Origin of the sequence: Hymenobacter jejuensis (assembly GCF_006337165.1) — a bacterium.
Classification (GTDB): domain Bacteria; phylum Bacteroidota; class Bacteroidia; order Cytophagales; family Hymenobacteraceae; genus Hymenobacter; species Hymenobacter jejuensis.
Map to the genome: position 1 here is coordinate 4,064,434 of NZ_CP040896.1, position 16,466 is coordinate 4,080,899.

General features: G+C 60.5%; 7 protein-coding genes. All 7 read left to right on the plus strand.

Annotated elements, in window-relative coordinates:
- Positions 1-11: 11 nt before the first annotated feature.
- The 7 genes from FHG12_RS16775 (at position 12) to FHG12_RS21020 (ending at position 16,356) form a co-directional block, all read left to right on the plus strand.
- Entirely contained in the window at positions 12-1,976 is a 1,965-nt protein-coding gene (locus tag FHG12_RS16775) for a glycoside hydrolase family 127 protein (protein ID WP_139516823.1), read from the plus strand.
- 38 nt (positions 1,977-2,014) lie between these two features.
- Positions 2,015-3,682: a hypothetical protein gene (locus FHG12_RS16780; protein ID WP_139516824.1), complete on the plus strand. Its 1,668-nt coding sequence runs from the start codon at positions 2,015-2,017 to the stop codon at positions 3,680-3,682.
- 230 nt (positions 3,683-3,912) lie between these two features.
- The gene (locus tag FHG12_RS16785; protein ID WP_139516825.1) at positions 3,913-7,281 is read left to right on the plus strand and encodes a COG1470 family protein; all 3,369 of its coding nucleotides are present in this window, start codon (positions 3,913-3,915) and stop codon (positions 7,279-7,281) included.
- 219 nt (positions 7,282-7,500) lie between these two features.
- Entirely contained in the window at positions 7,501-11,556 is a 4,056-nt protein-coding gene (locus FHG12_RS16790) for a glycosyl hydrolase (RefSeq protein ID WP_139516826.1), read from the plus strand.
- A gap of 51 nt (positions 11,557-11,607) precedes the next feature.
- Positions 11,608-12,888 carry an L-fucose:H+ symporter permease gene (fucP, locus tag FHG12_RS16795; protein ID WP_139516827.1) on the plus strand — a complete coding sequence of 427 codons (1,281 nt, stop codon included), beginning with the start codon at positions 11,608-11,610 and terminating at the stop codon, positions 12,886-12,888.
- Positions 12,889-12,928: 40 nt separating this feature from the next.
- Positions 12,929-14,338 (plus strand): glycosyl hydrolase family 28 protein, encoded by a 1,410-nt coding sequence (locus tag FHG12_RS16800; protein WP_139516828.1) that lies wholly within the window; start codon positions 12,929-12,931, stop codon positions 14,336-14,338.
- Positions 14,339-14,424: 86 nt separating this feature from the next.
- Complete coding sequence (locus FHG12_RS21020) at positions 14,425-16,356, plus strand: class A beta-lactamase-related serine hydrolase (RefSeq protein WP_230471169.1); 1,932 nt, start codon at positions 14,425-14,427, stop codon at positions 16,354-16,356.
- The last annotated feature ends 110 nt before the right edge of the window (positions 16,357-16,466 follow it).

A 16,466-nucleotide genomic window follows, 5' to 3' on the forward strand; every position in this document is an offset into this window, starting at 1 on the left:
CAATTGTGAAGATGGCGTTTTCTGTATGTGGTTTCCTGACAAGAACCAGGCTTTCCGCGCTGCTAGCCCTGAGCCTTGCTGCCGGCGCCGTACAAGCTCAGTATCCGGGCCAGACGAAGGAAAAAACTGCTGTAGCGGTAAGGGCCCCCATTCAGGCCTACAGCTTCAACTTGCAGGACGTGCGCGTGCTCAGCAGCCCTTTCAAAGATAACATGGACCGCGAAGGTCGCTGGCTCCTCTCTTTGCCCGCCGAGCGCCTGCTGCATAGTTTTCGAGTGAATGCCGGCTTGCTGACCGATAAGAAAGCCAGCCCCACCAAGATGCCTAAACCCTTGGGCGGCTGGGAAGCGCTGGACATGGAACTGCGGGGCCACAGCATGGGCCACATCCTGTCGGGTCTGGCCTTTCAGTTTGCCTCGACGGGCAACGAAGCCTTTAAACTCAAAAGTGACAGTCTGATCGCTGGTCTGGCTCAGGTGCAAAAGGCGCTGAATGAAGGCGGCTACCTCAGCGCCTACCCCCAAAACTACATCGACCGCAACATCGCCGGCACCAGCGTGTGGGCGCCTTGGTACACCCTGCACAAGATCTTCGCGGGCTTGACGGATGCCTACTGGTACACGGGCAACCCGCAGGCTTTGGAGGTAGAAAAGGGCATGGCCAGCTGGGCCTACCAGAAGCTCTCGCCGCTGACTCAGGAGCAGCTGGCCAAGATGCTGCGCAACGAGTTTGGGGGGATGAACGATGCTTTCTACAACCTGTATTCTATCACCGGTGACCCGCAGCACCGGAAGCTGGCTGAGATGTTTTACCACAAGGCGGTGCTCGAGCCTTTGGAGCAGGGTCAGGACAAGCTTAATACCATGCACGCTAACACCGTGATTCCCAAGCTTGTAGGCGAGGCTCGCGCCTACGAGCTGACCGGCGACCTGAAAGCGCAGAAGGCGACGACTTTCTTCTGGGATGACGTGGTGAAGCATCATACTTATGCCCACGGCGGCAACAGCGACAAGGAACACTTCTTCGAGCCCGACAAGATTTCGGAGCACCTCACCGGCAACACCGGCGAGACGTGCAACACCTACAACATGCTCAAGCTGACGCGCCACCTGTTTACCTGGAACCCCGAAGCCAAGTACGCCGACTACTACGAACAGGCGCTCTACAATCACATCCTCGGGCAGCAGGACCCCAAAACGGGCATGGTATCGTACTTCTCACCTATGCTGCCCGGCGCCTACCGCCTCTACAGCACGCCTACCGAGTCGTTTTGGTGCTGCGTGGGCTCGGGTTTCGAGAGCCACTCCAAGTACGGCGAAGCTATCTACTACCACGGGGCTAAAGACCTGTATGTCAATCTATTCATTCCTTCGGAACTGAATTGGCAGGAGAGGGGCGTAAAAGTGGTACAGAACACGAAGTACCCGGAAGAGGAAACCACGCGGCTGACCATTCAGACGAAAAAACCGGTCGACATGCCGCTGCACCTGCGCTACCCAGCGTGGGCTACCCACGGCGTAACGCTGAAGGTAAACGGCAAAACGGTAGCCGTAAAGCAGCAACCCGGGAGCTATATCACCGTGAGCCGCAACTGGAAAAACGGTGATCAGGTCGAGCTCACGTACCCCATGGCCCTGCGCGTAATCGCCACGCCCGACAACCCCAGGAAGGCCGCCTTCGCTTACGGCCCCATCATTCTAGCAGGTGAAATGGGCACGGAAGGCATGAGCGGCACCGCGCCCTACCACGACCCCGCCGATCCTTACCAGTACTACGGTTACGACTACCACGTGCCGGCGGACCTCGTGCACACCCTCGCCACCAAAGGCGGCACCGTGACCGACTGGCTCAAGCCAGTACCAGGCCATCCCTTGACCTTCACAACCACGGCTGCTACGGGTGCCGGGGGCATTACGATGGTGCCCTATTATAAAGCGCACCGTGAACGCTACGTGGTGTACTGGGACTTGCAATAAGCTACAAACAAGGATTTACAGCCCAAATTTTACTTCCTGTGCCTCGATTTTCTATTGGCTTTGCTCTCCGTTTTCTTCTGCTTCTCGGCTTCCTTGGCTGGGCGCGCGCCAGCCAAGCTCAGGACTGGCAGTGGTCGGTGCCGGTGACGGGCGGCACGGATAAGGCCGGCCCGGCGCGGGCGTTTCTTTGGATTCCACCTGCCTGCAAACAGGTGCGCGGAATCGTGTTTGCCCAGCACAACATGGAGGAAATTTCCATTCTGGAAAGCCCGCAGTTTCGAAAGGAATTAAGCCAACTGGGCTTCGCGGAGATTTGGGTGTCACCGGCTTTCAACTTGCAATTCAACTTCAACGAAGGCGCTGGGGAAAGCCTGGAGGGGCTGCTGAAAGAGCTGGCGGCCGAATCGGGTTACCGGGAGGTGGCATATGCGCCGCTGGTGCCCATGGGACACTCAGCCGCTGCCAGTGCTCCCTTTTACGTGGCGGCGTGGGCCCCGGCGCGCGTGCTGGCGTGCGTGTCGGTGAGTGGGCAGTGGCCCTATTTTCGGGCCAACCAGTTTGCCCCCGACATCTGGGGAGCCCGGACCGTCGACTACATTCCCGGCCTGGAGACCATGGGCGAGTACGAGGCCGCCGCGACGTGGTCGGCCGAAGGACTGAAAGAGCGGCAGCAGCACCCGTTTACCCCCCTGAGCATGTTGGCTGCCCCGGCCGAAGGCCACTTCGCTACCACCGCCGAAAAAACCGCCTACCTCGCCTTTTACATCAGGAAAGCCGCCCAGTACCGCCTGCCCAAAAAGGTGCCTATGGATCGGGCTCCCGTGCTAACGCGCATCGATCCGACCAAAACCGGGTGGCTGCTGGAGAAGTGGCGGCCCAATCAACCTTACAGCGCGCCCGCAGCGCCGGTAGGCCAGTATACGGGCGACCCTGCCCAGGCTTTCTGGTATTTCGACGAAGAGCACGCCCGCGCTACGGAAGCCTACGGCGCCAAGCATCGTAATGGTAAGGCTCAGTTAGTGAGCTACTTGCAAAACGGTCGGGTGGCTCCCCAACACAACACGCACCAGCAGATAAACCTGCAATTCCAGCCGCTGGCCGACGAGCTGTCCTTCGGGCTGCGCGGTACGTTTCTCGACTCCGTGCCCGCCGTGAGTGGCCGCCTCGCAACCTGGGCCGGTCTGCCGGTGGGCACGCCCCTTGGGCATTCTGCGGCGGGCCCCGTAGCCATCAGCCGCATCACGGGGCCGTTCGTACAGGTGAGCGCCGACACGTTTGCTTTCCAGCTCAGCCGTGGGTTAGGAGCCAACCTGCGCCAATACGAGCTGTGGTTTACCGCAACGCATCCCGGCGACGCGACTTACAAACCCGCCGTGCAGCAGGCCCAGATGCTCGTTCCGCTGCGGCTCACGGCAGGGGGCAGCCAGCACATCACGTTTCCCAAACCCACCGACTGGAAAGCGAGCCGCACCCGCCGTGCCACGGTGCCGCTCGCGGCCACTTCCGATGCCGGGCTGCCGGTGCGCTACTACGTGCGGGAAGGCCCCGCTGAAGTGAAAGGCAACGTCTTGCGCTTCACCCAAATACCGCCGCGCAGCAAGTTTCCGCTGAAAGTAACGGTGGTAGCGTGGCAGCGCGGGCGTACTGCCGAGCCGAAAGTGCAGACTGCCGAACCCGTCGAGCAAACCTTTTACCTCCTGAAATAAGCAGCCTCCTTTTCTGCTCCTCACAGCTTTCCATGGAAAGAAAAACCTTGCTCCAAGGGCACCCTGTGAACGCCTTGTGGTTGCTCTTTGCGAATTTGCTGGCTTTGGTTGGTTTCCCTGCATTGTCGACAGCAAAGGCCCAAGCTATATCAGAAACCGAGGCATGGCAACCCCTTGGCTCACTTGATTTTGCAGGATGGTCAGGCGTAGAAATCCGGAAAGCAGAGGCGATGCTGAAGATACCCGGCACGGCTTCGTTTCACTACCCGGGCGGGCCAAAAGGGTGGTACACCCAGGGCTTCCGCAAGGAGCACGACGGCACCCGCGACTACCGTGCATTCTACGGCTTGCAGGCTGAGGTGTGGGTGCCCAACGAGCACACCCTGGAGTTACGCGTCACCCTGGCCACGCCCAAAGCCGAGCTGCAGCAGCAATACCTGCCCGAAGCGCATGCCACGGTAATCGTGCCGGGAGGTAGCAGCGGATGGCAACGCGTCACCCTGCCCTGGACGTTGTTCGACGTGCCGACCGCCCAAGTCGCGATGTTCAAGTTCATCCAGGGCGTACGGCTGGAAGGTAAGTTCACGGGCGGCGAAACCGGTAAGGTTCGGCTCAGAAATGTGCGCTTGACCCGCGCGGCCCAGGTAGCTATCGAGGTACCCGTGCGGGGCAAAGCAGTAGCGCCGGGCCAAACGGCACGCTACACCGTCACGTTGGTCAACTGCACCTACACGCCGCAGGAAGTGATGCTGACCTTTAAACGCAGCGGATTTTCTGTGATGACTCCAACGGTGGCGCCCGCGCGGGTGCGGTTGGCTCCCGGTGCGTCGGCGGCTTGCGTAGTATCGGTAGCCGTGCCGCAGGAAGGAGTGCCCGCCGGCGGGCACGAGCGGCAACAACTGGTGGCATCGGCCAACGGCAGTGTGCTCCCCAATGAGTTGACTTTCATCACAGCCCGGGAAGTACCGCATCCCAATATCCTGCACACGGCAGCCCGCTGGGACGATGTACGCGCCAAGGTGCAGCGCTACGAGTGGGCCAGGGCCGAGCAGGTGCGCTACGTGCAAGCAGCCGACACCTGGAATGTGCCGGAAGCCACCCTTCCCCCGCACAACTACGCGGCCAACGAGAAGCACGCCTTCGTGTTTCCGGAGGCCAACTTCGTCGCACTGCCCAACGCGGTGTATGCGTGGCAGCTTACCCGCAATAAGAAGTACGCCCAAAAGGTAGCCCTGTTTCTGCGCCGGCTTGCCGATGAGAAAACCGGTTACCCTTCCACCTTTGCCGGCACCAACAACGGCGGCCCGCAGGAAGGCGACAACTTTCAGCGAGTGGCCATTGCCTACGATGCCATTTTAGACGCCGAGGTGCTCAGCCCCACCGACCGGCAAGCCATCGAGCGCACTCTGCGCCTGTACATGGAAACCTTCGAGCCTGACTTGACGGTAGGCAACATGGGCAACTGGAGCACAGCCCAAGCAACAGGCGCGCTGTTTTGCGCCCTCGCCCTGGGCGACCTGACGGCAGCGGAACGCTATCTCTACGGCCCCGCCGGCTTTACCGACTACCTCAGCAAAGGGGTGATGGACGACGGCTGGTGGTGGGAGGTCAGCACCGGTTACAACCTGTGGGTTGCGGCCGAGCTGACGCAGGCGGCGTTGGCTTGCCAGCCCTGGGGCATCGACCTAATAAACTTGGAGGTGCCCGCTGAGTACTCGGCCCACGCCATTATTACCCCTTGGGCGCTGCATCCGCCTTATGGCGTGTCGTTCGAAAAGTGGGGCCCGCAGCGGCACACAACGCGCTCGATTAAGAAGTTCTGGGATGCTATTCCGGCAGTGGCCGACTACCGCGGCATCGCCTTTGGCATGAACGACGGGCACGAGGAGAAGGTGGGTGGGCCGCGGCTGGAGCTCGCTTACTTCGTGTACCGCGACCCCGCTTATGCCTCGGTGATCAAGCTCACGGGCCAGCGCGACTTGCTTTACGGCGTCCCAGAATTGCCTGCCATGACGCCTGCTCTTTACACCAAATCGGGTTACGCCGAAAACATTGGCTATGCCTTGCTGCGCTCCCAGACGCCGAATCGCCCTCCCCGCGAACAAATTCAGGCGGTACTCAAAATCGGAACCCAAGGCGGCTACCACGGCCACTTCGACCGGGTTTCGCTGGATAACCTCACGCGCTACGGCCGCAGCTTCTGGAACCCCGAAACGATCTGGTGGGGCTACCCCAACTTCATGTACAAGTTCTACGTGCAGACCTCGGTCAACCACAACATGGTGGTCGTGGACCAAAAGCAGCAGGAGGCTGTGCCCTCGGAGCAGTTGCTGTTTCACGCGGGACAGATGATGCAGGTAGCCGCGCACGAGACGAACGCTCGCTGGTCAGACGCTCCATATCTGGGCATGCAATATTTCGCCGGCGAAACGCCAGCGGACCAGATGCGCAAAAACCGGCAGAGCCTGCCCCCCGTGACTGACCGCCAATACGGCGAACTGGGGCCGTACACCGACCGGGTGCTGCAACGGCGCCTGGCCATCGTGACGGACGATTATGTGGTAATAGCCGACTACCTAAAAAGCAGTCAGCAGCACACCTTTGATAACTTGCTGCACATGAAAGGGTTATCTAGCCTGGCTGCGGCTGGCAAGAAGCTGCTGCGCCACGACGCGCAGTACAGCCCCGACCCGCACAGTGCCGCGCAAGTCATCACCGATGCGGACTGGTACTCGGCCACGGCACCCGTGGTGGCAAAATTTCAGTTTGATTACGGCCCTGAAGCCGACAACAGCGGCACGCGGGAGATGCTCAATGAGCCAGGCACGTTGCGACTGAATGTGCACTCGCTCTGGCCTCAACAGCAAGAGCTTATGGTGGCCATGCCGCCTGAAACCCACGACAATCAGCAGTGGGTGCGCTATCAGGTAAGCGGCGACGGCAGGATGCTCGCCAGTGGCGAAAGCGGCGTCTGGATTCTAGGCCAAAAGGAAATCGACGTTTCAGTGGCAGGCCTGCATGAGCTAACGCTGCAGGTCAGCACGGATGGCGCGAAGAAAAAAGCTCTCTTCTGGGCTGATGCGCAACTGGTGACTGCGGAGGGGCACGAAATCCCCTTGACCGACTTCGCCAGCGCGCAAAATGTGGAGGCCCCTCCAGTTCCCGGGCAGGACTACTACGGCGGCCCGATCAAGGTTGGGGGGCTGCGGCCAAGCAGCGCGCTGCCTACGCAGCCGAAAGACGCGAAAGCCCCCGCCATCATCCGCGTGCCGCTCACCGGCACGCAAGCCGTGCGCTTCAAAGCCACCCTCGGCGGCGATTATCCATTTGGCAACGAAGCCGCGCGGCGGAAGGTGTACGCCAGCCGTGCCGTAGGCACCCAGGTTCGTTTTCTAACGGTATTGGAGCCTTACGAGCGCCAAGCCGTGGTGGAATCCGCCACGGCTCTCAGCGCCGATAAGCTGCTGGTGAAACTCCGCGATGGACGGGTGCAGGAGCTCACGCTGACCAACCTGGAGGGAGATGGAAGGAACGTTGGGGTGAGCATGACGGAGAGCAAGAATGGGCGTGTGTTGCGCACGGAGAAAACGGCTCAGTAAGGTGTTGGTTCTCTGGCTTCTAGCGCTGGGGTGGCCTTGCAAATGCGGAGAATTCAAGTTTATCAGGAGAGTTCAGGAAGCCTACGCAGAACCGAAGAAGGTTATTTGAACCATCGCAGCAGGGCATTTCTCTGCTTTCCCGTTGCCCCAATTTGCAGCCCACTCCAGCTTCTTCAAAAGCAGACTGCGGACTGCTTCACCGGCTGACTTTTCTTCTCCATGCAACGACGTGACTTTCTCAAGACCACGGCCACCACCTCGCTCGGCCTGAGCCTGCTGCCGGGGTTCGTACGGCCCGGGTTGCTGGCCGCCCCGTCGGATGCATTTAGGCAGGGCAACTTAGGAGTAGCGACGGACGACGCGTTGGCGCAGGGCTTTTTGACCCCGCCTGCTTCTGCCAAGCCGTACACGTTCTGGCAGTGGATGAATGGCAACATCACGCGCGAAGGCATTACGCTCGACTTAGAGGCGATGCAGCAGATGGGGTTGGGCGGCGCCTACATCTTCAACAACGGCGTAGGCATTCCGCGTGGCCCCGTAGACTACGCGAGCACCGTCTGGCTGGAGCTGGTGGAGCACGCCGCTCAGGAAGCGCAGCGCCTCGGCCTGCAACTTTCCCTGCACAATGCGCCTGGCTATTCGGGCACCGGTGGCCCCTGGATTACGCCCGAAAATTCCATGCAGCAATTGGTGTGGACCGAGACGTTGGTGCACAGCACCGGCCGCCCACGCGTGGCGGTGGTGCTGCCCCGGCCGCAGGCCAAGCACGGCTACTATCGCGACGCCTATGTTCTGGCTTATCCATCGCTGCCCGTTGAGACAAGCAGCATGTGGGAGCAAGTGCGCCGCGCAACGCTAGATGGCAAAGCATTGAACGTCAATGTTTTGCAAGATATAGATACTGAGAAGGTTATCCGAATGGTGCCGGCGGCAGCTGCGAAAACCCCGGCGGCTTTGCTGTTGGAATTTGTCCAGCCTTATGAAGCTCGCGCAATTACGCTGCAGCGCCAGCCCGAAGCCCCCCTTGATCCGCACGATGGCCCCCGCGATTACCCGCCCGTTTTTCGCTTGGAAGCCTCCGACGACGGGCAAACTTTTCGTTCTGTAGCCGAGGTGCGCATGCCAGCGCTGCGCGCGATGGACGTGCCCGGGGTAGCCGCCTTTCCGGCCGTTAAAGCCCGGTACTTCCGCCTGAGTACCGGCAGCCCCACCTACCTAAGCGAGGTTGCCCTGCACCAAGCGCCGCGATTGCCTGACTGGCCCGCAAAAACCGGCTACGGGGAGTTCGCTGCGGAGATGGTCGGGCGCGAAGAGTGGCCAGCTGAGCAAGTTATCGGCCCCGACAAGGTGGTGGATGTGACAAGGTTTTTGGATCAGCAGGGAAAACTAACCTGGGCGGCCCCGCCCGGCCGCTGGACCATCGTTCGCATTGGTCATACCACTACGGGTGAAGTCGTGGCGGCGGCCCCCGAGTCGGGCATCGGCCTAGAATGCGACAAGTACCGCAAGGAAGCGTTGAACACGCATTTTGAAACGCTGCTGGTCCCGATCATCACCCGCCTGAAGCCCTACGTAGGCCACAGCTTCGTGGGGCTGCACACCGATAGTTGGGAAGCGGGCAAGCAAAACTGGACCCGCGACTTTCCCGCTGATTTTCAGCAGCGCCAAGGCTACGACTTGCGGCCTTACTTGCTGGCCATGACCGGCCGAGTCGTGGAAAGCATAGACGTAACCGAGCGGTTTCTCACGGACGTGCGCCGCACCTTCGCTGACCTGCTTGCTGAGAACTATTACGGCCACTTTCGCACGCTTTGCCACGCCCACGGCCTGCAGTTCAGCGGCGAGCCCTACGGCGATGGCAACTTCGATTCGCTGCAAGTCGCGGGTCAGCTCGACACTCCGCTGGGCGAGTTCTGGACCCGCTACACGTACGGCGGCATCGATTACATCCGGCTGGCCGCGTCGGCGGCGCACCTGTACGGTTCGCCCGTTGCCGGGGCTGAAGCCTACACCGGGGAGCCGCGCACGTCTAAGTTCACCGACTATCCCTATTCGCTCAAAGCCGAGGGCGATTGGATGATGACGATGGGCATCAACCGTTTTCTGTTGCACGTGATGGTGCACCAACCGCACCCCAGCGCGCAACCCGGCATGACCATGGGACCTTTCGGCACACATTTCGATCGCAACTCGACTTGGATGCGGCAGATGCACGGCTGGACGGGCTACCTCACCCGGGCGCAGTACTTGCTGCAGCAAGGCCGCTTCGTGGCCGACCTGTGCTACTACAAAGGCGACATCATCAACGCCAAATTGCCGGGCAACGCGATTCTGCGTCCTGCGGTGCCGTTGGGGTATGCCGCCGACATTACCGGCCGTGAAGCGCTGCTTTCGCGGTTTTCAGTGCAAAACAACCGCATTGCCTTGCCCGACGGCTTGAGCTACCGCCTGCTGGTTCTGCCGCCTGCACACGCTTTGTCCGTGGAGGTGCTGCGCAAAGTGTGTGACTTGGTAAAGGCTGGTGCTCAAGTACTGGTTCAGGAGCCCCCCACTACAGTACCGGGCCTGAGCGCCCAACGAAAGGCAGCCAGTGAAGCTACCACCGGCGAGGCCACCCTGCAGGCTTTGGTGCAGGAAATCTGGGGTAACCTGGATGGCAAGGCGGTGACCGAGAGGCCGCTAGGGCAGGGGAGAATATTTCGAGGCGTGCCGCTCGAGAAGCTGCTGCCAAAGCTGGGCGCGCAGCCTGACTTCGACTATACGTCCCCGCGAAATGATACGGCCGTACACTACATCCACCGGCAAGTAGGCGAGACCGACGTGTACTTTATTGCCAACCGTCACCGCCGGGTGGAAGAGCTGGTGTGCAGCTTCCGGGCAGCGAGGCAGCAGCCCGAGCTATGGGATGCAGAAACGGGTCGTGTGATTGCCCCCGCGGTGTTCGAGACGGAAGTTGGCCGTACATGTTTGCCCATCCGCCTGGAGCCTGCGGGTTCAGTATTCGTGGTTTTTCGCAAGCCCGCGGCACCGTCGGTGGCTTCCCTCATGCGCGAAGGCAAAGTCGTGCTGAGCAGTAAGCCCTACGGCGCGCCGGTTGCCGCCCCTCATGCCGACGTGCAGGACGACTTTTCGATAAGCCTCTGGGCGAAGCCCGACGTGATGATGCTACCCGGCCGCGGCCTGCTCTTTTACCCGGCAGCCGGCGCTGTGGTTTACGGGGCAGGACATGCTGCCTGCGCCCTTGCTGCGGGGCTGAATGGAGTGCGCCTGCTCGAGCGCACCGACCGCTTAACTGAAGTGCTGTTTGCCGAGCAGCCCCTCACCGGCTGGACGCACTTGGCGCTTGTGTACCGTGGCGGTGTGCCTACCGTCTACCTCAACGGCCAGGTCGCTGGGCAAGGCAAAAAATCAAGCGCTATTGTGCACCCCGGCCTGCACACGCCGGCGGCCTTAGAGCAAGATATGGTCTTCTTCGAAGGCGATTCCACGGAGCCGCTACTGCTACGCGAGGTGCTGAGCGAGGCGCAAGTGTTGGCGCAATACCAGCAGGGTCTGCCCGATGAACTCAGCCTGCCTACTGTGGAGCTGGTTCAGGGTACGGCTGGGCAACGTCAGATGCTACAGGTTTGGAAACCTGGGACTTATGAGCTGCAGCCCGTCGCCGGTGGGCGTGCTCGGCGCGTGCGGGTGCGTCACGTGCCTGCGCCCCGGCCAGTAACCAACCCTTGGCAGATCAGCTTTCTGGGTAAGGGGCCCGGAGTTCCTAAACCCGTTGTGCTGCCCCAGTTGCAATCCTGGCACAAGCAGGAGGATTTCAACGTGCGCCACTTCTCTGGTACGGCCGTGTACCGCACTATCCTGGAGCTGCCCACGCAAGCCCTTACGGTGGGCCAGCGCCTGTACCTCGACTTGGGTCGGGTGGCAGCGCTGGCCGAAGTGAAGCTAAACGGGGAGGAACTGGGGCAAGTATGGAAACCGCCGTTTCGGGTGGAGATCACTTCAGCGGCCCGCGCGGGGCAAAACGCTGTGGAAGTGCGCGTTACCAACCTGTGGCCTAACCGCCTCATCGGCGATGAACACCTCCCCGTGGAGGCTGAATACGAGCCTTGGGGCGCCATCAAGCAGCTTCCCGCGTGGTACCGCAACGGTCAGCCCAAGCCGGGACCGCGCACAGCTTTCAGCACCTGGCGCGTGTTCGCCAAAACCGACCCGCTACTCGAGTCCGGCCTGCTTGGGCCGGTTCGGGTGCTCACGGCCGTAGAGAGAATGATTTAACTTCTGTGGCCCTCTCTTCTTCTCCAATCATTCAATTTCATCGCATATCCCATGGAACACACCACTACGCTGGCTAGTCCGCCTACCGCGAAGGCGGCCTCGTTTACCGAGCGAAAGTACCTGACCACGCTCATCTTCGTCACGTCGCTGTTTATGCTTTGGGGCATCGCCATTACCATGGGCGACGTGCTGAACAAGCACTTCCAGAACGTGCTGAGCGTGAGCAAAGCGCAGTCGGGACTGGTCCAGTTCTCCATCTTTGGGGCCTACGCCATTATGGGCATTCCGGCCGGGTTGTTTATGAAACGCTTCGGCTATAAGAACGGCGTGTTGCTGGGCCTGGTGCTGTACTCGCTCGGGGCCTTCTTGTTTGTGCCGGCTGCTAATGCGCAGTCTTTCAGCTTCTTCCGGGGAGCGTTGTTTGTGCTCGCCTGCGGACTGGCAACGTTGGAAGCGGTGGCGCACCCTTTCATGGCGTCGTTGGGCGCGCCGGCTACGAGTGACCAGCGCCTGAATTTTGCCCAGGCCTTCAACGGATTAGGGGCGGTGATTGGGCCGTTGATGGGCAGCCACTTTATTCTGAGCGGCGTGCACACCAACGGCGACTTATCGTCGGTGAAAACGCTGTACCTCATCATCGGCAGCGTCATTTTGTTTATCGGGGTCTGCTTTGCTTTCGTGAAGGTACCCACCTTACAGGATGCCCACGCTGCCCCGGTGCACGCCGAAACCGAGGCCGGCTTTTACAGCGGCACCGTGGAGGAAGTCGCCGAGCCGAAAGGGTTGTTTCAGCACCGCCACTTTGTGTGGGCTGTGGTGGCGCAGTTCTTCAACGTAGCTGCCCAGGGCGGTACGTGGGCCTTCTTCATCAACTACGGCGCCGAGAAGATGGGCTTCGCCGACGCGACTGCCTCGCGCTACTTTGCCCTGAGCATGGTGATGATGATGGTCGGGCGCTTCGCGGGCACTTTCCTGATGCGCTTCGTTGCCCCCAATAAGCTGCTGGCCACTTTTGCGCTGGCCAATGCGCTGCTGTGCGTAGTCATCGCCCAGAGCTGGGGGTGGCCTTCGTTCATTGCCCTGCTGCTGCTGAATTTCTTCTTCAGCATCATGTTCCCCACCATTTTCAGCTTGGGCATCAAAGACCTGGGGGCCCGCACTCAGCAGGCCTCTTCGTACTTGGTTATGACCGTGGCGGGTGGAGCAATCTTTCCTTATCTGATGGGCAAAATCGCCAACCATGACGTGGCCGCAGCCTACTACCTGCCCATCATCTGCTACACAGTTATCTTCCTGTTCGGCGCTCGTCTGTATCGGGTATCTAAAAAATAATTATCTGACTTTCAGATAATTAACTAGTATTTATCTCCTGATGCGTACCCTTATCCTTTTGGCCAGCTGGCTTTTGCTGCCTCTTGGCTCGGCAGCCTTGGCGCAGCCGGGCCTGGTCATTCATCCGGTGCCAAACGGGGTACTGTATTCGCAGCACAACGACGACTACACGGTCCGGGTACGGCAGGCGGGAGGCGAGTGGCAGGAGCTGTTCGAGTACAGCGTGCAGGTAGACCTGGACAAGGTGCGCGACGCCTCCATGGTTACTTTCGACTTTGGCGGCACGGTGGAGGTGGCCGTGCGCAAAAACAACGGGGCCGTGCAGCAGGTACGCATTCGGCCGCTTTCCTACGGCCTGAGGCCGCGGCAGGAAGGCAACACGGTATACTTCACCCTCGACCGGCCCCGCAAAGTATCGGTGGAGTTCAACGGCGACAAGCTGCAGAACCTGCATCTGTTTGCCAACGCTCTGGAAACCGAGAAACCAAACCCCAAGGACCCGCACGTACTGTATTTCGGGCCCGGCATTCATACCCCGCCCGACTTACCGGGCAGCGTCATCAACGTGCCCAGCAACACGACGGTATATTTGGCCGGCGGGGCCGTGCTACGAGCAAAGTTGCTGGTCGACCACGCGGAAAATGTGCGCATCATCGGCCGCGGCATCCTCGATCAGCCCGAACGGGGAATAGAGGTGACTTTTTCCCGCAACGTCACCATTGAGGGCCTTATCGTGCGCAACCCGCAGCACTACACTGTCTACGGCGGACAGTCAGAGCATCTGACCATTCGTAACCTCAAGACTTTCAGCTCCAAACCGTGGAGCGACGGCATCGATTTGATGAGTTGCTCAGATGTGCTGGTCGACGACGTGTTTCTGCGCACATCCGACGACTGTGTGGCGCTCTACGGCCACCGCTGGCAGTTTTACGGCAGCTCCCGCAACATCACGGTGCAGAACTCCACCCTTTGGGCCGACGTTGCGCACCCCACCAACATCGGTCTACACGGCAACACCACCCACCCCGGCGACACCATTGAGCACATTACCTTCCGCAACATCGACATTCTGGAGCACGACGAGGACGACCCCAACTACCAGGGGTGCCTGGCCGTCAGCTGCGGCGATTTGAATCTGGTGCGCGATATCCATTACGAAGATATACGCATCGAAGACTTTGAAGAAGGTCAGCTCTTCAATCTGCGCGTGCTCAACAACCCGAAGTACAACACCGGGCCCGGCCGCAACATCGAGCATGTAGTATTCAAAAACATCAGCTACTCGGGCAACTTGGCGAATCCTTCGGTGCTACAGGGATTGAGCGGAGCGGGGCAGGTGCGTGACGTGCGCTTCGAGAACTTACGCCTCAACGGCAGGCCGGTGTTGGATGCGGCCGCCGGAAACATTCACGTGGGCGAGTTCACCCAGGAGGTCTCGTTTAAACGATGAGCGCCCGGTTCAGACAAGCTTCTCGGTTGTTGAATGGCCTATGCCTGCTGGAGTATCGGCTGTTGCTGGTATTTCTCCTCCTCGGGGTGTCTATTTCTGGCTGGGCGCAACGGAGACCGCACCCAGCTCAGAACACGTGGGCAGCCGACTTTGCTCCCGTCGACGAGAAGATTCAGCAGTGGATTGCCAAAGGGTATTACCCGGGCGCCAGCCTGCTAGTCGCCAAAGACGATCAGATAATCTACCAGCACTACTACGGCAGCTACACCCCCGAAACCCAAGTGTACATCGCCTCCGCGGGCAAGTGGTTGGCCGCTGCTACCATCGCCGCGCTGGTCGACGAAGGCAAGCTGCGCTGGGATGACCCTGTAGTGCAATACCTGCCCGACTGGACCGACGCCAAGGGCCAGGCGACGCTGCGGCAGTTGCTCTCGCACACGTCCGGCTATCCTGATTACCAGCCTAAAGGCAACCCGCGCGACGACTACCAGACCCTAGCCGAATCGGTGAAAAACATCAAACCGCTGCCCCTGGAAGCTGCGCCCGGCACGCGCTTTCAGTACGGTGGGCTCGCCATGCAAGTAGCTGGCCGCATGGCCGAGCTAGCCACTGGGAAAGATTGGGAGGCCCTCTTCCAGGAAAAGATCGCCCGCCCGCTGGGCATGCAGCATACACACTTTACGCCCGTCGATTTGGGCGGCGGCCACAGCCCCATGTTGGGTGGCGGCGCGCGCAGCACCCTAGCTGATTACGAGCACTTCCTGAACATGCTCAGCCACGCCGGTACGTACCGCGGCATGCGGGTACTATCCGTCAAAGCCCTGGCGGAAATGCAGGCCGATCAAGTGGGCAAGGCGGAGGTAAAGGCCAAAGAATTTGTGGAGGAGGTGCGAGGCAACACCCATCGCAGCCTCTACGGCCTAGGTGAATGGCGCGAGGAGCTGGATGCCCAGGGGCGGGCTATGCTGTTGAGCAGCCCCAGTTGGGCCGGCGCTTACCCCTGGATCGACAAAACCACCGGTGTGTACGGGTTCTTTCTCACCCACGTTGATCCTTCGAAAACTGGGGCCACGGGCTTCAACTCCTTCCTGAGTAGCCCTGCGTTGGCGCGGTTTGTCCGGGAAATTGTGTCGAACCATATCCCCCCAAACCCTAGGGGCTTGCCTGTTAAAAAAGGCGTAGCCGACATTGGCGATGCGCAGCTCTATTACGAGGAAGCCGGCCAGGGTCCAGCTTTAGTGCTGCTGCACGGGCATTCCTTTGACCGGCGCGAGTGGGACCCCCAGTTTCAGGCCCTGGCCAAGAAATTCCGCGTGGTGCGCTACGACTTGCGCAGCTACGGCCTTTCCAGCCTGCCTCAGGAAGGTCGTGAATTCCTGCATGCCGAAGACCTGCACCGCCTGCTCAAGGTGCTGGGCATTCCGCAGGCCCACTTGGTTGGCTTATCCCTGGGTGGCTACGTTGTGACCGACTTTATCGCATTGCACCCTGAGGAAGCCTTGTCGGCGGTGGCGGCCAGCGGCGACGTGTACGAGAAACCCGGCCCGGAGGAGCCCGTCACCGAATCCGAAGTCCGGCGCCGCCGCTCCGAAATAGAGCGGCTGCGGCAGCGCGGTATTATCGCCTTTAAAGAAGACTGGCTGGTGGGCTTGATCAAATCCAGCGGCCCGGCCAAGGATAACTCCGAACCCTTGATGCGCACGATGGTGGGGGAGTGGTCGGCCTGGCAGCCGTTGCACGTGGAGCCGCGCCTGTTGCTTGGCACTTCGGTGCTGACGCGGCTGGCGGCCCGGGCCGTGCGGGTGCCCTACCTGCTACTCACCCCCGAGTACAGGTCCGATGCGGGCCGGGAAAACCGGGCGAAGCTTTTAACACTGATACCCGGTTCGCGAAACCTCATCATAGCCAAAGCCGGGCACGTCTCCAACTTGGATAATCCGGAGGGTTTCACGAAAGCTGTGCTGGATTTTATCGCCGGGGTGCCGGGGGCACCGCCGGCAGACAAGCGCCGGCGGTGAGCGGCTACTGGTGGCCGAAACACGGAAAATAAAACCAAGCTTTTGACCGGGCCCCGACGGTAGTATTATGTATGAATCCTTGTAAATCAAAATGATGTCTTGTGATTTTT

What these genes read in the sequence shown, in the direction of transcription:
- FHG12_RS16775 (WP_139516823.1), top strand. Translation starts at nt 12, where the DNA reads ATGGCGTTTTCTGTATGTGGTTTCCTGACAAGAACCAGGCTTTCCGCG.
- FHG12_RS16785 (WP_139516825.1), top strand. Translation starts at nt 3,913, where the DNA reads ATGCTGAAGATACCCGGCACGGCTTCGTTTCACTACCCGGGCGGGCCA.
- FHG12_RS16790 (WP_139516826.1), top strand. Translation starts at nt 7,501, where the DNA reads ATGCAACGACGTGACTTTCTCAAGACCACGGCCACCACCTCGCTCGGC.
- fucP (WP_139516827.1), top strand. Translation starts at nt 11,608, where the DNA reads ATGGAACACACCACTACGCTGGCTAGTCCGCCTACCGCGAAGGCGGCC.
- FHG12_RS16800 (WP_139516828.1), top strand. Translation starts at nt 12,929, where the DNA reads ATGCGTACCCTTATCCTTTTGGCCAGCTGGCTTTTGCTGCCTCTTGGC.